Origin of the sequence: Deinococcus deserti VCD115 (genome assembly GCF_000020685.1) — a bacterium.
Lineage (GTDB): Bacteria > Deinococcota > Deinococci > Deinococcales > Deinococcaceae > Deinococcus > Deinococcus deserti.
In genome coordinates this window covers 616,237-633,304 of record NC_012526.1, presented here as the reverse complement: position 1 = coordinate 633,304, position 17,068 = coordinate 616,237, and the positions used below count along the sequence as shown (strand labels likewise).

The 17,068-nt window shown below is 63.7% G+C and carries 18 protein-coding genes; 7 read left to right on the top strand and 11 right to left on the bottom strand.

The annotated features are described in order from the left end of the window. Window positions 1-84: 84 nt before the first annotated feature. Window positions 85-840, bottom strand: coding sequence for a substrate-binding periplasmic protein (locus DEIDE_RS03115; protein ID WP_049760434.1), 756 nt, complete (start codon window positions 838-840; stop codon window positions 85-87). A gap of 130 nt (window positions 841-970) precedes the next feature. Here DEIDE_RS03115 and mnmE point away from each other — a divergent pair, with 130 nt between their 5' ends. Beyond that, window positions 971-2,290 carry a tRNA uridine-5-carboxymethylaminomethyl(34) synthesis GTPase MnmE gene (mnmE, locus tag DEIDE_RS03110; RefSeq protein WP_012692505.1) on the top strand — a complete coding sequence of 440 codons (1,320 nt, stop codon included), beginning with the start codon at window positions 971-973 and terminating at the stop codon, window positions 2,288-2,290. A 295-nt stretch (window positions 2,291-2,585) separates the two neighbouring features. On the opposite strand, the gene DEIDE_RS03105 is transcribed toward mnmE, so the two are convergent. Next, entirely contained in the window at window positions 2,586-5,501 is a 2,916-nt protein-coding gene (locus DEIDE_RS03105) for an insulinase family protein (RefSeq protein ID WP_012692504.1), read from the bottom strand. A 100-nt stretch (window positions 5,502-5,601) separates the two neighbouring features. Between DEIDE_RS03105 and DEIDE_RS03100 the strand changes: the two genes are divergently transcribed. The 5 genes from DEIDE_RS03100 to DEIDE_RS03080 all read left to right on the top strand — a co-directional run bounded on the left by DEIDE_RS03100 (window position 5,602) and on the right by DEIDE_RS03080 (window position 8,436). Next, window positions 5,602-6,579 carry an Ig domain-containing protein gene (locus DEIDE_RS03100; RefSeq protein ID WP_012692503.1) on the top strand — a complete coding sequence of 326 codons (978 nt, stop codon included), beginning with the start codon at window positions 5,602-5,604 and terminating at the stop codon, window positions 6,577-6,579. After that, window positions 6,576-7,037, top strand: coding sequence for a hypothetical protein (locus tag DEIDE_RS03095; protein WP_012692502.1), 462 nt, complete (start codon window positions 6,576-6,578; stop codon window positions 7,035-7,037). The genes DEIDE_RS03100 and DEIDE_RS03095 overlap by 4 nt, the downstream gene beginning before the upstream one ends. After that, window positions 7,034-7,579 (top strand): hypothetical protein, encoded by a 546-nt coding sequence (locus DEIDE_RS03090; protein ID WP_012692501.1) that lies wholly within the window; start codon window positions 7,034-7,036, stop codon window positions 7,577-7,579. The genes DEIDE_RS03095 and DEIDE_RS03090 overlap by 4 nt, the downstream gene beginning before the upstream one ends. An 87-nt stretch (window positions 7,580-7,666) precedes the next feature. After that, window positions 7,667-7,873 carry an RNA-binding S4 domain-containing protein gene (locus DEIDE_RS03085; protein WP_012692500.1) on the top strand — a complete coding sequence of 69 codons (207 nt, stop codon included), beginning with the start codon at window positions 7,667-7,669 and terminating at the stop codon, window positions 7,871-7,873. Continuing rightward, complete coding sequence (locus DEIDE_RS03080; protein WP_012692499.1) at window positions 7,870-8,436, top strand: DUF1684 domain-containing protein; 567 nt, start codon at window positions 7,870-7,872, stop codon at window positions 8,434-8,436. Before DEIDE_RS03085 ends, DEIDE_RS03080 begins: the two co-directional genes overlap by 4 nt. Before the next feature lie 4 nt (window positions 8,437-8,440). Here DEIDE_RS03080 and DEIDE_RS03075 read toward each other — a convergent pair whose 3' ends face one another. The 9 genes from DEIDE_RS03075 to DEIDE_RS03030 form a co-directional block, all read right to left on the bottom strand. Beyond that, window positions 8,441-9,079 carry a ComF family protein gene (locus DEIDE_RS03075; protein WP_049760433.1) on the bottom strand — a complete coding sequence of 213 codons (639 nt, stop codon included), beginning with the start codon at window positions 9,077-9,079 and terminating at the stop codon, window positions 8,441-8,443. Window positions 9,080-9,226: 147 nt separating this feature from the next. Next, entirely contained in the window at window positions 9,227-9,397 is a 171-nt protein-coding gene (locus DEIDE_RS03070) for a hypothetical protein (protein ID WP_162485388.1), read from the bottom strand. A 114-nt stretch (window positions 9,398-9,511) separates the two neighbouring features. Next, a complete protein-coding gene (locus DEIDE_RS03065) occupies window positions 9,512-9,964 on the bottom strand; it encodes a hypothetical protein (RefSeq protein ID WP_012692497.1) in 453 nt (150 codons plus the stop codon). Then, window positions 9,961-10,485: a DinB family protein gene (locus DEIDE_RS03060; protein ID WP_012692496.1), complete on the bottom strand. Its 525-nt coding sequence runs from the start codon at window positions 10,483-10,485 to the stop codon at window positions 9,961-9,963. Before DEIDE_RS03060 ends, DEIDE_RS03065 begins: the two co-directional genes overlap by 4 nt. A gap of 188 nt (window positions 10,486-10,673) precedes the next feature. Next, window positions 10,674-11,951, bottom strand: a complete 1,278-nt coding sequence (gene serS / locus DEIDE_RS03055) for a serine--tRNA ligase (RefSeq protein WP_012692495.1) — start codon at window positions 11,949-11,951, stop codon at window positions 10,674-10,676. Further along, window positions 11,951-12,241, bottom strand: a complete 291-nt coding sequence (gene gatC / locus DEIDE_RS03050; protein ID WP_012692494.1) for an Asp-tRNA(Asn)/Glu-tRNA(Gln) amidotransferase subunit GatC — start codon at window positions 12,239-12,241, stop codon at window positions 11,951-11,953. The genes serS and gatC overlap by 1 nt, the downstream gene beginning before the upstream one ends. Before the next feature lie 466 nt (window positions 12,242-12,707). Then, window positions 12,708-12,947 (bottom strand): hypothetical protein, encoded by a 240-nt coding sequence (locus tag DEIDE_RS03040; RefSeq protein ID WP_041227012.1) that lies wholly within the window; start codon window positions 12,945-12,947, stop codon window positions 12,708-12,710. A 462-nt stretch (window positions 12,948-13,409) separates the two neighbouring features. Beyond that, complete coding sequence (locus DEIDE_RS03035) at window positions 13,410-14,315, bottom strand: glycoside hydrolase family 26 protein (protein WP_012692492.1); 906 nt, start codon at window positions 14,313-14,315, stop codon at window positions 13,410-13,412. 13 nt (window positions 14,316-14,328) lie between these two features. Continuing rightward, a complete protein-coding gene (locus tag DEIDE_RS03030; protein ID WP_012692491.1) occupies window positions 14,329-15,621 on the bottom strand; it encodes a glycosyltransferase family 2 protein in 1,293 nt (430 codons plus the stop codon). A gap of 450 nt (window positions 15,622-16,071) precedes the next feature. Between DEIDE_RS03030 and DEIDE_RS03025 the strand changes: the two genes are divergently transcribed. Then, window positions 16,072-16,917, top strand: coding sequence for a flagellar hook assembly protein FlgD (locus DEIDE_RS03025; RefSeq protein WP_012692490.1), 846 nt, complete (start codon window positions 16,072-16,074; stop codon window positions 16,915-16,917). Window positions 16,918-17,068 lie beyond the last annotated feature (151 nt).

The following is a 17,068-nucleotide window of genomic DNA, read 5'->3' as shown; positions in this document are numbered from 1 at the left end:
GATCAGCTCTGCGCCGATAAATCTGGTCATCGTGACGTCCGAATCTAAGGCCGCGGCCTTCCACTTTCAGCTTCCGGGCTAGGATCAGCAGCTGATCTTCCTGCCGAAGTAGGACTGCCCCAGCGCGTTGATGCTGCCTTCGCGCTGCATGTCTTTCAGAGCAGCGTTGAGGGCGTCACGCAGGGCCGTGTTCTTGCGGCCCACCGCCAGGACAAGCTGCTCACGTGCCAGAGTCTCCCCTATGACGAGGCCGGCTTTCGGGTAGGTTTTCATGGCGCTGAGGGCCGCGTGCTGGTCAGTGGCCACCGCGGCTACCCGCCCAGTGGCTGCCGCCAGGATGGCATCGGTAGAACTGGGGTAGACCTGCACGATCTTCTGGAAGGGCATCTTCTTGAGGTAGGCCAGGTAGGGGCGACCTTCTTCAGCACCCAGAGTCTTGCCGGAGAGGGCCTTCTGGGACGTAGGGCCACCCTTGCGGGTCAGCAGCACGGTGTTGGTGCAGCCGTAAGGAACTGAGGCCACCACATTCTGGCTCTGCGTGGTGCTCGCCGTGGCAAAGACGACATCCACCTCGTCACTGGTGTTGAGCTTGCCCAGCAGGCCGTCATACGGCAGCGTCACCCACTCGACGTGCAGGCCCATGCGCAGGGCCAGTTCGTTGCCCAGGTCGATGTCAAAGCCGGTGAACATACCAGCCTGCATAAAGCTGTAGGGAGCGAAATCGGCGCTGGTGGCGATGCGCAGAGTGCCGCTGTTACGGATCTCCGCGAGCGTGCGGGCTTCGCTGTGGCTCCCTATCAGGGCAGCGAGCAGAAATGGGAAAACAGCAGTTCGTCTCAAAGGAACCTCCGGCTGGGTAGGATTTGTTCAAATTGTCACAATTGCTTTTCATGTCTATCCTACAGGGGAAGGAGTGGATGTATAAAACTTCACATCTGTCTGCAGGCTGCGGGCCTGCTACCCTGCGGCCGTGACCCGATCCGGACTGACCGACACCATTGCCGCTATTGCCACCGCTCCTGGCAGCGCTGGCGTGGGCATCGTGCGGGTTAGTGGCCCGGAAGCCCTGACCGTCGCTGATGGCATCTTTTCAGGAAGGCGCACGCCCTCAAGGATTCGGGGCGGCCGGTTTGTCTTTGGTCAGCTGATTGCAGCGGACGGCGAGGTCCTGGATGAAGGCCTGTGTCTGGTCTTCCGGAGACCCCACAGCTATACCGGCGAGGATGTGGCCGAGTTGCAGACGCACGGCAGCCCGGCGGTACTTGGGCGGGTCCTGTCGAGAGTCCTGGAACTGGGAGCGCGCCTGGCGCGGCCCGGCGAGTTCACCCTGCGGGCCTATCTGTCAGGGCGCCTGGACCTGGCTCAGGCTGAGGCCGTGCTGGGTCTGGTCGAGGCGCAGACCGATGCGGCGCGCCGGCAGGCCAGTCTGGGACTGTCCGGCGCGCTTGGCACGCGCGTCGCAAGGATCGGTGCCAACATTACCCGCACACTGGCGGCCGTACAGGCCATGCTCGACTACCCCGAAGAGGGCGTGCCCGAAGAAGACCGGGAGCTTCCCCTTCAGGCCGCCGAGCAGGACTTGAGCGAGCTCGTCCAGAGTGCCCGCGCCGGTCAGGTCGCCACCCGGGGGGCCCGGCTGGCATTGATCGGGCGGCCCAACGTCGGGAAAAGCAGCCTGCTCAATGCCCTGCTGGGGTATGAGCGCAGCATCGTGACCCCCATTCCAGGCACCACACGGGACTATCTGGAAGCTGGCGTGGAGCTGGCCGGTGTGCCGGTCACGCTGGTGGACACTGCCGGCATCCGGCACACCACCGATCAGGTGGAGGCTGCTGGCGTGCGGCAGGCCGTGGCGCTGGCTGGGGCGGCGGATCTGGTGCTGGCTCTCGAAGATGGACAGCAGCCCCGTGAACCCTTACCCACTGAACTGCCGGAAGGCGCGCGGGTGATCCGGGTGCAGACCAAAGCCGACCTGGAACCTGCCTGGAACGACCCCGGGGCCCTGCGCGTGAGTGCCGTCACCGGAGAGGGTCTGCCCGAGCTGCGTGAAGCTATTCATGCGGCGCTGCTGGGAGACGCGGCCCGCAGTGAGGCCTGGCTGACCACAGAACGTCAGGCGGACGCCGCCCGGCGCGCGCTGGGTCATGTCCAGGCCGCCCGTACTCTGCCCGATGACCTTGCGAGCTGGGAACTGGAAGAAGCGCTGCGTGCCCTGTCGGACCTGACCGGGCGGGATGTCCAGGAAGACGTGGTGGACGCGGTTTTCCGGAATTTCTGCGTAGGTAAATAACGACACAGGCAACGGCGAAGCCATCATGTGGGATCTCCGCCTGCGCGACCATGGTCTGTTCGCCTCACTGTGGTGGCGTGGCACCCTCCCCTGCATCTGAGTCTCCGGCCAGCGCCTCTCGGGCTTTCTGTGTGTCCATCTGGGCGCCACGCCCTGGGCACCGCTGGCTGTCGTACTGACCGGCGTGCTTCCTCTGCTGAGCCGAACCGTCTGAAAACGACACAAAATTGGGAACTGCACAACAAGATGGGGAGAGGCAGCGCTGCCTCTCCCCACGTCCTGCTCAGGTAAATCTTCAGATGGTCTGCACGGTGAAGCTCAGGCCCAGTTCCTTTACATCCTCGTTCGGATCGCGGCCGGCAACCAGACCGTAGGCCGCTCGTTCGGGCGTCAGGTAGGTGTCCATAACCCTTCTCAGGTCAGCGAGCGCCACCTGCAGCAGGCGGTCCTTGTAGGCTTCCTGCACCTCAGGCGTGTAGCCGGCCTGATCACCGAAAAAGCGCAGGCGACCGGCCGTGTCCGGGCTCGTCAGGGGATCAAGCAGCTTGCTGGAGGCCAGGATCGCCTCGGTCAGTTCACGTTCGCCCAGTTCGGTGTCCAGAAACGCGCGGGCGTCGCGGAACACCTGCAGGGTGCGTGAGATATGCGGGTCGCGGTAGCTGCTCATGGAAAACAGACCCTGCTGCGGCTCAAAGCTTGCGCCACCACCGTAGGCGCCGCCTTTCTCGCGGATCTCTGAAAGCAGGTACTCGCTGCGCAGCAGCCGCGACAGCACCAGCAGCGCCGGGCTGTCGGCGTGAGTAAAAGGCACCGTCTGGAAAGCCACGGCGTTGAAGGCCACCGGCGAATCGGTCACGCGGGCCTGCGGACCACCAGCAAAGAGGGCCGGTGCAGGGTGACCCACCGGGTCCGGTGTTCCAAAGGTGCCGGTCAATGGGCTGAGGTCCAGACCGATTTCATCCGGCGTGGCCGTCAGGCACAGCAGCGGCGTACCGCGGGTCAACAGTTCCCGGATCCGTTCAAAGCGGGCCAGCAGCTCGTCGAGCCCGCCCTCCTCCACGATGGTCTTCAGAGCCGCCAGGGCCGACAGTCCGCTGAAGCGCTCATGCAGCACCCCGGCCCGGCTGACCTGGGCCAGTGCCAGCCGCTCGGCATACATGTTGCCGCTCTGGACCACACTGGCTTTCATGCCTGCAAGGCGCTGCTTGAGCAGCTGCTCCAGGCGGTCCTGGGTAAATTCAGGAGCCACGAGCAGATCGCGCATGATTTCTACCAGTGCTGGGGCATTGCGCGACAGGGCCTTGCCACTGAAGCTGAGGGTCAGCCGCAGCGCTTCGAGGTTGTCGGGACGGCTGCCGACGTTCACGCTGGCCGTGACGCCGCCGGTGACCGCTTCCAGCCGGCGGGACAGCGCCAGATAATCCTGTCCGGCCGCGCCGCTGCGCGTGACGGCAAAGGCGTACAGCGGCAGCGTATCCAGCAGGTCTTCGGGAACATCAGGCAGACGCACCTGGACGTCCAGGTAGCTGAGCCCTCCCGTCGGAAGCGGCACGCGGCCCACGGTGGCGCTTCCCGCTTCCTCCACGCGGTACGTGACGCGAGGCACCTCGGTCGGCACGTCGCTCAGGGCCAGCGTCGGCAGGATCGTAGGGTCGCTTTCCAGGGCCTGCACTTCTTTGAGGCGCAGGCTCTCGGCCACCACGCGCTGGCGGTCCTCGTCGGTAAAGCCGGCGCTCAGGCGCTGGACCAGGGCTTGTTCGTCAGCCTCGGCGCGGGTCGCCAGTTCCGGATCAGGGGCCACCTCCAGCGTGACCCGGTGGGGATTGTTCAGCAGTTGCTCTTCGATCATGGGCTCGAACACCCGGCCACGCTGCAGGTCCCCACGCAGGCGCTCGAGTTCGGCGTCCAGGCGCAGCCCGGTCACGGGATCACCGCCGTACAGCCAGGGGCCCAGCAGCCGGAACATCACCTGCAGGCCGTAGGGGTAGCCCGCATTGCTGACCTCCTTCTGCCCGATCTCGAACTGGTGCAGGCTGCTCTCAATCAGCTCCGGGTCGATGCCATCGTTCACGATGCCGCGCAGGGTGTCCAGGACCAGGGTCTCGACCTCCTGAGCCTTACCGGCGGGCAGCCCCTTGAGGCCAGCGGCAAAGGCGCCTTCGCGGAACGAATCGCGGTAGCCGCTCAGGTCTGCCAGGGCGCTGCCCAGGCCGGAGTCGATCAGCGGGCGGGTCAGCGGCGCGGCCGGGTTACCCAGCAGCACGTCGCTCAGCACGCTCCAGCGCAGATTGCTGTCGGCGTGACTGGTCAGGCCCAGCTTCCAGCCCACCAGAACCTGTGCGCCGCGCTCCACGTCACTGCCCGGATAGGTGACCCGCTCGGTGCGGGGCTCGGGAAACGGCGTCTGGTCCGGGATGCTGACGTCGAGGTCCTGCCGCGTGAAGTGCGACATGACGTGTTCCTCGATGACCTCCAGAATGCGCTCGAGCGGCAGCTTGCCGTAGGTAAAGAAAAAAGCGTTGCTGGGGTGGTAATGCGCGGCATGGAAGGCCCGCAGGTTCTCATAGGTCAGGCTCGGGATGTTCTCGGGAGAGCCGCCACTGTTGTTGGCATAGGTCAGGTCCGGGAACAGCGCCTTACCAAAAGCCCGCCAGATCACCGATCCCGGCGAGGCCATGGCCCCTTTCATCTCGTTGTACACCACGCCCTGCAACTTCAGTTCGCTGGTGGGGTCGTCAGGCGTCGCGAACTCGAAACGGTGACCGTCCTGGCGGAAGCTCTCGTAACGCATCAGCGGGAAGAAGGTCGCGTCCAGGTAGACACCCAGCAGGTTGAAAAAATCCTTTTCATTGCGGGTGGAAAAGGGGTAGGTTGTCCAGTCGTTGCTGGTCATGGCGTTCATGAACGTGTTCAGGCTGCGCGGCAGCATGCTGAAAAAGGGGTCCGGCACCGGGTAGCGCTGGCTGCCCATCAGCACGATGTGCTCCAGGATGTGCGCCACGCCGGTGCTGTCCTTCGGGACGGTAGGAAAGGTCACGCCGAAGGCGGCGTTGTCGTCATCCCGAACCACATGGGCATGCCGCGCGCCGTTGTCATGACGCAACAGGATCAGCTGGCCCTGCATCTCCGGCAGAGCTTCGACACGTTCCACGAGATATTGGCCAAGCCGGTCCCCGGCGGCCAGCTGGGCAGGCAGTGTGTTTGTGGTCACGCCCTGAAGTCTAGCGTGAAGCGCCAGGAATTCCCTGTCCACAGGCACGAATCATGCGTCGCTCACCGTCAGGTGAAGGGCGGCGGGTACACTTCAGAGCATGTCAAGCAAACCCAGCGACCGCCGTCCGGCGCGGGCAGCCTTTCTGTCTCTTGCACTGTTGGGCGCAGTAGCGCTCATCGGCTGCGGGCAGGAGGTCACCGGTACCTCGACCACCTCGGGGCGGGACGCCCTGTACTTTGCCGACAGCGCTGCCGGTCTGCCCCCGATCTACGCCAACGAGGCCTACACGGGCAACCTCACGGTCCTTGGCGGCGCAGGCCCCTACACCCTACGGGTCGCCAGCGGGACCCTGCCTCCCGGCCTCAAACTCAGCGGTCAGACACTGAGCGGCACCCCCACCAAAACCGGCACCTACAAGTTCACTGTGGAAGTCACGGACTCCACCCTGAGCACCAAGACCAAGGAATACACCCTGAATGTCAACCAGCTGCCGCCTCTGTCGTTGCAGCCGGTGCTGCCCGCCGGACAGATCCGGGGGGAGACCCGGATTCCGGTGACCATCACGGCGCCGCGCTCGGTGCGTGCAGTCCGGCTGAACTGGACCCTGCCAGCAGGCGCAGCCGTGACCGGCGTGCAGCCGATGGAGACCGGCGGCGTACTGTTCTGGCGCGTGCAGGGTCAGACCGTCACCGTGGATGTCGGGTTCAAGACCATTCCACGCAACGGCGCCCGGGTGGCGCTGATCACGGTCAAACCAGCCCGCGCAGTGGCGCTGGAAGCCAAGATGACCTACGAGGCCCGCGACGGCCAGGGCAAACTCCTGACCCCCGCACCCGCAACTGAGGCGCCTGCCACTGCTCCGGCAGGCGCCCCCAAAGACTCCACCACTCCGGCTGCCCCTCAGACCACGGATCCTGCGCGGCCCCAGACCCCCGCGTCTGCCCCGGCCCCCGTGTCTCCTTCCGTACCTGCGCCGACCCCACCTGCTCCCACACAACCCACGACCCCGCCTGAGCCGGCGTCACCCACCAATCCGACTCCGCCAACCACTCCAGGCACCGGAGGAACACGATGAGATTCACGTTGCCATACCTGTGTCTGGCCAGTCTCCTGCTGACCGGGGGCCTGGCGGCAGCCACCACTGCCCCGACCCTGACCCTGGCCCAGCAGGCCAAAAAAGCCGAGGTCATCGTGCGCGCCACGCTGGGAGCGCCTGTGACCGTCAACGACGGAGAGGTCACGTATATCGCCTATCCGCTGAACATCACGGAAACGGTCCTGGGCGACGCCGCGCGGCTACCGCAACATGAGGGCCGCCCGGCGCTCATGTTTTTGCAGGGCCTGCAGGACCTGCCGGCGCTCAAAACCGGCCAGGAGGTGATCGCGCTGCTGTATGCCCGCCGTCTCGACAGTCCTCTGGTGGGCTTTAACCAGGGGCTCTATGCCGTGACCGACGGCAAGGTCAACGCTGGGGACATCACCGATCCCGTGAAACTGCGGGACGCTATCCGGGCTGCGCGGGAGGGCCAGTGAAACCGGTGGGTCCAGCCGGGCGCCGGCTGATGCTGCTTGCAACGCTGCTGTGCGCCTCTGCTCCGGCGAACGCGGCGACCCTCAAATTCCGTCCGCAGGGGGCCGAGATGCTTCGGCTGCTCCAGGCAGCGGTCGCCACGCTGAACACCAAGGACCTGCCCGTCACGCTGGACACCGCCAGTGGCCCCATTCTGACCCTGGGCAGCACTTCGGCCCCATTTAATCCTGATGTCGCAGCGCGGGTCGTGGTGGTGGGCAGTGACCGGCGGATCGAGTTCAATCCTCAGGGACCCCTGCCGCTGGCCGATGCGCTGCGGGCAGAATTGACCCGCGAGCTGGGCCTGACCGAGTGGACCTCCGCTGCGGCCCGGACCCGCCTGAGCGGAGCGGATCTCAACGGCGACGGCAAAATTGACCTGACTGATCTGGCCCTGCTGATGAACAACTATGGCAAGACCGATACCACCGTTGGAGATCTGAACCAGGACCGCAAGGTGGATGACGCCGACCTGAGGCTCTTCAGCAGCCAGTACCGTCCGTGAGCAGCTGACCCCGGGCGGCTGCTCCTGAACCGCCCCTGACCTGGTGCCGGGCTTACCGCCTCCGGATCAGGGGCGTAAACTGCCCGCATGACCGACAACCGTACTCAGGACACCATAGACCTTCAGGACTTCCTGAAATTGCGCGGGCTGGTCGAGACCGGGGGCGAAGCAAAATTCCGCGTCCAGGGCGGCGAGGTCCGGCTGAACGGTGAAGTCGAGACCCGCCGCCGCAAGAAGCTTCGCCGCGGAGACATCGTGGAATATGCCGGACACCGCCTGAAGGTGGACTGGTGAGCACCAACGCCGACCCGTACAGCCAGGCGGTGCAGGAGTTCCGCCGCCGCAAGGACGCCCACTTCAAAGCCGGACAGGGTCCGCTGTCGGCGGACGTGCTGGCGGAGTTCTCCGGTCTGTCGTATTACGCGCCCGATGCCGCGTGGACTTTCACCGTGCTTCTCGAAACCCTCCCGCAAGACGCGAGCGCAGAGTTCGTCCTGCAGACCAATACCGGTGAACCCCGGACCATGGCCCGTTACGGCCGCGTCCGGGTGCCGCTTCCAGGCGGCGAGCACAGCCTCAGCGTGTTCACACCCCTGGGCGAGGAGACCCCGGCCCGGGTCTTTATTCCGTTCCGGGATGCCACCAGCGGCCAGGAAACGTATGGGGCAGGCCGCTATCTGGACGCCCCTGTAGCCCGCAGCGCTGAGGGTGGTCTGCTGGTCAACGTGGACTTCAATCTGGCCTACCATCCCTACTGCGCCTATGGCGACGGCTGGACCTGCCCGTTGCCTCCCCAGGAGAACGTGCTGCCTGAAGCTGTCCGGGCCGGGGAAAAGCTGCCCACGCCTGCCGCCTGATCCCTCAGCGCGCCACCACGGCGTAGTACAGCTCACCCACTCCAGCTTCCTGCAGAGCGTCACGGCAGGCCAGTAGAGTGCGCCCACTTGTCAGCACGTCATCAAGCAGCAGAACCGGGCCTGAAGGCAGGTTCCGGAGATCGGCCTGAAAGTGCCCGTGAAGGTTCTGCCGCTGCGCTCCCTGCTGACGCGCCTGAGACAGGCCCTGACGGCCGCGCATGAGCGCTTTGGGGACACAGACCGCACCCAGTTCATGTGCCAGCCTGCAGGCCAGCAGCTCGGACTGGTTAAAGCCCCGCTCACGCTGCCGTGACACGTGTAAGGGGACCGGAATTACCGCCTCCACTCGCCACTCTGGTGGCACGCCCCGTGCCAGTGCACCCCCGAGTATGCCCGCCAGATCGCGGGCGCCACTGTACTTGAGCGCCCTCACCGACCGTCGCAGCGGGCCCCGGTAGGCCCCCAGCGTGACCAGATGCGGCTCGGCGCGGCTGCTAAGGGGGCTATGAGACTGAACCTGAGGTTTCAGGGCGGCGCGACACCCGGAACACAGTCCGGCTTCCGGGCCCAGTTGCTGCCCGCATCCCGGGCAGGAGCGCGGCAACAACGTCCGGGCCAGCGCTGTCCACCATTCCAAAGCCATGCCGGAATTGTAATTCGCTCTGCAGTACTGTTCACGCCGGTTTAACACAGGCATGGAACTGTGGCCAGAACGTCAGCAGGCGACAGCCACCCCGGCGATCAACCCGCCGTGGGTTGGAAGACGCTTCATACGGTCTGGTTGAGGAGGTCAGGTATGCAGGTGCTCAGGCAGGCCCACCGGTTTGAATACCGCAACAGTCAGGGACGCGACCAGCTCGCGACCACCGACGTATGGGCCGACCATTCGGGTCAGCAGGCATTGCTGGTGCTGCGGGACGCCCCCTGCGGGCAGGCGCCACATGCCCTGCGCGCTCTTCACGGGGAATTCTTGTGCTACCTGCTGCACCCAGAAGCGTCGGTTCAGGTGGTGATCCTGGGCTGTCAGCCAGGAAGCTCCTGGGCACACATGCCTGAGTGCCACCTGGACAGCGCTTTACTCCAGGACGAAGCGCACGCCTTCTTCAAAAGTGACCTGCGCAACCATGGTGCGTGACAGCACGGCATTGCGCCGCCACGGCATCCATTCGGTGTGTCCGGTGGCACTGCGCAGGAATCCCCGGACACCAACCTCGATATACCGGGCTGGGCCCTGAAGCAGCGCTGTGAGCCCGGCCCGGACCGCTTCAGGGTCTCGGAGCGGGCCGTTCAGCCGGGCCGAAGGGATCTGGGCGGCAGGTACCTGTACGGGTGGAGCCTCGTGGGCCGGGCGCGTGGGGGCCGGATGCGGACGGTACAGATCAACCCGGAAGCCTTCGAGGGCCAGCAGGGCAGACAGGGCTTCGGCTTCAGGCAGTGGCCGGGTGAAGGTCACGTGCACGTCGAGCTCGAAGCCGCGCACACCTTTGTCGGTTCTGGTCTGCGCGGGTCCCTCGTCCGGACGGGTCACGCTCCCGCACTCCGTTTCAGCAGTCGGCGGTGGCTGTCCAGGTGGCCGGCCACCATCCGCAGCCAGTTCAGGGCGTCGAGTTCACCGTAAAAGGGATGCCACATGGTGCGCTCCGGGACATCCCTGACCTGCGCCGCCGCTGCTTCCAGGCGCGTGCGGTGCTGTGTCCAGCGGCTATCGAGTTCATCCCAGGCCAGTCCCTCGGCACTGGGCAAGGTGTGGGCTGGTGCCTGGCGCTTGCCGTCTTTCAGGACGCCGGGCGTCTGGGGCAGGGGCCGCAGTTCCCGCTCAGACATCAGCAGGCCCACCAGACGGGTAATGCCCTCGTTGATCAGCAGAACGTGTTCGGCCTCCTGGGCCGGACTCCATTCGCGCCCCGCCTGAGGACGCGACCAATCGGCCTGCCGGGCACGCAGTTCATTCTCGAAGGCGTCCAGTTCAGCTGCCAGGCGTGCGCGCACCTCATCGGGGGTGCGGCCCATAGCCAACAGCACCGCCGGGTCTTGCAGGGATTGGGTCATAACGGCAGTGTACGCGGTACCCGGCAGAGGCAGAAGCACCCCGTTCCTGCCCGGACGGGGTTGTCTTCCGTATCCAGATGATCAGCGAAAGGCCAGGATCAGTTGACCCTGGCCCGCGTGATACCAGCCAGCTTCAGCTCTCTGTCTCAGTGTCCAGCGCAACAGAGAACTGAGGGTGCCGGCCCGGCTCAGCGCACCGCTTGACCGATCACCTCTTTGCCCCCCAGGTAGGGGCGCAGCGCCTGCGGAATCCGGATACGGCCGTCAGCCAGCTGATGGTTTTCGAGCAGCGGCACCAGAATGCGCGGGGCAGCAATTCCCGTGTTGTTCAGGGTGTGGGCGTACACCAGCCGGCCCTCCTCGTCGCGGTAGCGCAGGCCGGTGCGGCGGGCCTGCCAGTCACCCAGATACGAGCAGGAGTGTGTTTCGCGGTATTTCTCCTCACTGGGGACCCAGGTTTCGATGTCGTACATAAGAACCTTACCGGCGCCCATGTCACCAGTGCAGTTCTGGACCACGCGGTAGGGCAGTTCCAGCGCCTGCAGCAGACCCTCGGCATTGGCCAGCAGGGTTTCGAACCACTGCAGCGCTTCGGCTTCGTCTGCGCGGCACATCACGTACTGCTCGACCTTGCGGAACTCGTGGACACGGATCAGCCCGCGAACATCGCGCCCGGCACTGCCCGCCTCGCTACGGAAGGCGGCGCTGATGGCGGCGTAGGTCACCGGCAGAGCGTCCAGAGGCAGCTGCTCTCCGGCATACAGGCTGTTGACCGGCACCTCGGCCGTGCCTGCCAGCATCAGCTCGTCACCGTCGATCTTGTACACCTGATCTTCCCCACCCGGGAAGTGGCCACTGCCGACAAAGGTCTCCGGGCGTGCCAGAGCCGTCGTGGACAGGGGCGTAAAGCCGCGCGCACTCAGGAAGTCCAGCGCAAAGGTGAGCACGGCCATTTCCAGCATGACCGCCTCCCCTTTCAACAGGTAGCTGCGGCTGCCCGAAACCCGCGCGACGCGCTCGGGGTCGCTCCAGCCCTGCTTTTCCAGCAGCTCGACGTGATCGAGCGGTGGAGTGCTGAAGACCGGCACCTGACCTTCGCGGCGCAGTTCCACGTTGTCGGTGTCGTCCTTCCCGACCGGCACGCCGGGGTGAGGAATATTCGGCACGCGCAGCAGCAGCTGACGCAGCTGCTCCTCCTGAGCGCGCAGGGCCGGCTCCTGGGCCTTCAGCTCATCGCCCAGGTCCTTGCCCTTCTGAATCAGGGCAGGGCGCTCTGCGGGAGTGGCTTTAGGCACCAGCTTGGCATTGGCATTGCGTTCGGCCTGCATGGCCTCGACCCGCTGCTTCTGGGCGGTCAGTTCGCGGTCCAGGGCCAGCAGCTCGTCCAGGTCCAGATTCACGCCCTTGACCTCAATGGCGCGGCGGACGACGCCTGCATTTTCACGGATAAAGCGCAGATCAAGCATCAGTCGGCCTCGACTGTGCGCGGCACGCGAATCTGCCCGCCATGCATCTCAGGTGCCAGGGCCTCGACCACTTCCGGCGCAAACACCTCACCGGGCACGTCGTCACGCAGGACATTCACCAGGTTCACCGGACGCTGCATCTCCTCAACGCCGTCAGTATTCACTTCCCGAAGTTGTTCGAAGTATCCCAGGATGCTGTTCAGGTCGGCGGTCATCGCCTCGCGCTCTTCTGGTTTGAGGTGCAGCCGCGCAAGCTGCGCGAGGTGGTCCAACTGGGCCGCGTCAATCATGCCCCGGAGTATAGGGCTGTGCTGCGCACAGGTTTTAGGGCCTGCCGAAACCTGCGGGTAAGAGGCGCTCAGGCGTTGACAACCGCTTGCGGCAGCGTGGGCCGGTCAACCTCCTGGACAAACGGATGAATCAGCTCCGAAAGTCCCGGAGCGGCGTCCAGCTGGAGACAGGTTCTGGGGTAATTCAGTATGTGCAGGTCAGCGTGAGGCTGGGGTCGCGATTGAAGCAGGACCTGCCTGACGGGAAAAATCTGATCATCACGTCCCCAGACAATTCGAACCGGCACGTCGACTGTGCCGAACAGCGCTGCAGCCCCCAGGGTATGACGGCGGTGAAAGCCCCTGATCATGGTGCGGACGCCGCGGCGCCCCCCCGGTCCCCGATCAGGCCGGCGCTCCAGTGTTCAACCTGCTCTCTGCTGATGCCAGTGGGACTCAGGCGTCCGAAGGCCCAGCGCTGACGCCCTCATGTGGGGTGGCGCATTACCCGGCTCAGAATCTGCAATCCTCCAGGGATGTAAGGCAGCGCCTTGAGGGTGGCCAGGGTGGGCAGCAGAAAGTGCTCATACGCGTCGCCACTGGTCAGCACTGCAGCAGCAACCGTGTCGGGGCGCCGCGTCAGTACAAGCTGCATGATTGCTGTTCCCGTGTCGTTGCTGACAATGGTCGCCGGTGCCAGTTCCAGCGCCATGATCAGCTCTGCCACCAGATCCCTCAGACCAGGAGGCGAAAGATCGGCGCGCCTTGGCATCGGCAGCCGGTGTGAACCGAGCGGAAGGGCAGGAACCACACCGCGGTATCCAAGAGGCACCAGAGGGGCCGACGTGATGGCCCAGACCGTGTAGTCGGTAAAAGCGCCACGCAGAAATGCGGGAGGCGGGCCGTCACATGCCTCATATACTTCGAGATCACCCTGCGGCAGCCTAACAACGCGAGACTGGCACTGTAGACCCAGAGCTACCTCCGTAGTGGACGTCACTTTCAGCCTACGGCTTCAGGTCTGGAGAGCTGAATGAATCTCAGCAGTGTCACAGGCAACCCGGTGATTTCTTCTTGACAGGAAATTGCTGGCCACCGAATGTGGTGCCACCCGTTTCCGACTGATTGCAAATCACAGGCACCAAGTAAAAAACCGTCATTAAAGGCGGTCATGAGAACTTTCCAATTCTCAGGATCGTTTGCGGACACAGTCCTTGAAGGCGTCCAGGGCACCCTGGCTCGTCGTAAGGCGCCAGTCTACATTGCGGTCAGTGATATGAAACCAGAATACCCTGCGTATCCGGGAGTATTTGGGCAGAAGCCGGCACATATCGCGGATCCAGGCCGCCTTGTTACCGCCTTTTTCTACGCTGGACAGTTCGCCCAGCTGCATCGGCTTACCGGTGATCTTCTTGACCTCGCGGTAGGACTGGTCAAACGTCTGGGCGAAGGTTTTCCAACGGTTCCAGGGATTGGTCGTGCCCCAGTTGTATCCATCCAGACCGACCTCATCGACATAGGCGTCACCCGGATACAGTTCCCGGTAGCTCGACTTCATGGTGGGGTAAATAATGTTTGGACTCCAGACCCAGCGCACTCTGGCTTTCTCCTCGCGGAAAATGCGGTGTAGATGCACCCAGGCACGCTTAAAGTCCTTTGGTGTGTTCTTCGCACTCAGCTGATATTCGCCCCAGTCGCCGTTCATTTCAGGAGCGAAGGTAATAGATACTGTGCGTCCGGTCGCCCGGACACTGCGCGCGAACGCACGGATATAAGCGTCGTGGTTCCCTCCTGCAATGGAGCGGTAGGTCACGCCCTTGTATTTCTCGTCTCCCAGACGAATCCGTGGCTGCCAGGACAGCTCAAGCTGACGGCCAGGCGTTTTGAAGAACTGTAGCGCTGCATAGGCTGGAAAGGGCCGTTTCCAGTCAACAAACCAGCGGGTGGCAGTAAAGCTGCAGCCTACTTTCTTTTCCACAGCGCCCAGCACGAACGGAGTATTTACCGTCAGGCCGAACATGCCGCAGGAAGCTGCCTGCGCCGTGCCGACCAGGGCCCCGACTCCCAGCGTGGCGCAGAATCGTTTCCACCTCAAACCTGACTCCCGATCAAGACGCGCGCTCTTCAGTGCTGCCACTGATAGGCATAGGCAGCGGTACGGTTGCAGGAACAGGCACTGGGGCCGCAGCAGGGGTTCTGGAGGCCGGGTTGGTCATAGCCATATTCAGACCCACGCGCGGCAGTTTATTCCAATGCACGTTACGGCGACGCAGAAAGGTCCAGCAGGTCATCAGCACTACAATAGAGACAAAGGGACGCAGAAAGAAGCGCTGGGTTGGGGTATAGAGCAGCATGCGCCATGAGGCTCCGCCAAGTGCCAGAGCAGCGCCGATCACCACAACCTCCGCCAGAATTTGCATGAGGATCGGCCACAGGTTCTCGACGACCGTATATTGCACCAGAATGGTTATGGCGAGGATCTCGATCAGGGGGCTCAGACCACCCAGCACCAGACCGTAGAGCAGTACATAGGGCAGAGTCAGCAGACCAAGCCTCCCGGCGCGAGGGTTGAAGATCAGGTGGCGATATTTACCCATCACCTGGAACGTGCCGTACATCCAGCGCAGTCGCTGACGCCAGAGGTGCTTCAGCATCTGTGGCGGCTCAGTGAAGCTCAGCGCCAGGGGTTCAAAACGCACCCGATAGCCGGCTGCAGCAACGGCGATGGTCAGGTCCATGTCTTCGGTCAGGGTGTCATGGCTGTAGCCGCCCAGTTCCCTCAGAAGCTCCGTACGATAGGCTCCAGCCGCCCCAGGGACCACCGATACTGTGCCCAAGAAGCACTGCGCTCGCTTTTCCATGTGCTGCCCGATGGTGTACTCCATGTCCTGCATATGCGTGAGTAACTTGGCTTCCCCCGCTACGCGCACGTCACCGGCCACAGCTCCCACCCGGGGATCATGAAAATGGCGGGCCAGGGCAGCCAGGGTGCCTGGCGAAATGGCCGAGTCGGCGTCCACGCTGACGGCCACGGGGTAACGCACATATTTCAGGGCGTGATTCAGCGCGCCCGCCTTGCCGGTATTCTCCTGCCGGATCAGCTGAACCCGGGGGTCAAGCTGAGCAAAGCGTTCGACAGCTGCAGCGGTGCCATCGCTGGAACCATCGTCGACGACCACCACCTGCAACTCTTCGAGCGGTTCTGAAAGCACCGAGGTCAGCGTGCCGCCGATCCCTATTTCTTCGTTGTAGGCCGCAATCATGACCGTAACCCCTAGGGGCGTAGCAGGCAGTTCGCGATGCTGCCGCCGGATCCGGCTCCGGTGAGCCACCGCGATTGTTACCGTTAGGACAGCCTTGGTCAGCAGCAGGACAATCACCACGGTCAGCGCAACCATCATCGCTGCCTCCGGCTGCAGTGCCCCTGCCAGGCGCACATGAACAACTGAGCGGTACAGCAGGGTATTTCCTGAAGCTCAGAGGAAAATAAAAGGTGGTGAAAATAGACGACCCGACGCATGAAGCTCTCCTTAACCTGGGGTAGAATCACCACTAGCTCTACTCGCCCCAGGTGACCTGTTACAGGACGAGTTTCTTAGCCTACCAAGTTGTGTTTGGTTCCAAATGCGTAACACTCGCGCACTTGTGCTGGTCATTGTCTCTGCTTGAATGCCAGATTGCACTCACGCGAGGTTAATGTGGTATCGGCCCCCCGAACTTATTAAGTAAAACTCAGTCTGACGTAATCATTACGGCGCATCTGATCAGAAGCTGATCTAGACGTATGCGTAAATGACAGTGACTTTAACTGTCCTCACCCGTCGTCAGCTGCGGCGCTTCAGGCTAGGGGTATGACAAAACGACTGTTCCTGACCGCTGCCCTTCTAGGAGCAGGACTGGGCTCTGCGCAGACCAATATCCCGGCCCTCCCACCAGGGACGACCGCGCCCGCGACCACTGACCGGCTTTTTGTCTCTGGATATCGACTTTCGCAGTTGCAGGCGGTTGAGCCGCTGCTTCAGGGCCTGACCACTCTGCAGGGAAGCCGAATTGACGAGCAGCAGGGCCGGGTTGTAGTCAGCGGGCTCAATGCCGTTGACCGCCTGGAGCTGCTCCGGCGGCTGCGAATCGCGGGCCTGCCTGCGGGTGTCGTGACCTTTACCACCTCGGCCTCCGGGAGTGCTCCGGGTGGCGGAAGCACTGGTACGGTAACCCAACCTCCCACCACTCAGACGCCGACAGCCCCGGCCTCCCCTGCCACTCCTCCAGTCGCCACCCCAGCACGGCCCAGTGTTTCGACACTGCCAGCCCGGGCCCGGCCGCTGAGCCTGCCGCACCGCGCCGTCCTGACCGGACCAGCCAGCGTCACTGCTGGTCAGCCCAACACCTGGTCGTTCAACCTGACCAACACCGGCACACAGGCCATCAACCTGCAGCATGGGGCCTGTGACGTGCGCTTCGAGGTTTTGAATGCTGCTGGCGAAATCGTGCGTCCCGATCCTAAAGACACGGTCTGCACCATGCAGCTGGTCCTAACCAACGTGGCCCCCGGACAGACGCGCGAGGTCCAGAAGATTCGGTGGGAAGGCAAAAATGCTCAGGGGCAGCCGGTTCCTGCAGGCACCTATACCATCCGCGCAGTGTTTGACGGTCCAGTGCTGATCCGTGCTCAGGAACTGAAGGTCACCGTTCGTTAAGGCTATCTGCCTGCCCTCACCGCCCGCATGACCGGGCGGTTTTTGGTTTTGACGTGTGACTTTGCTGCACCTTTCTTACCGTTCGGTACGGGACTTTCCGGTGCGGGTCTGCACGATAGGGTAACGGAAGAGCGATTTTTTGTTTCTTTCC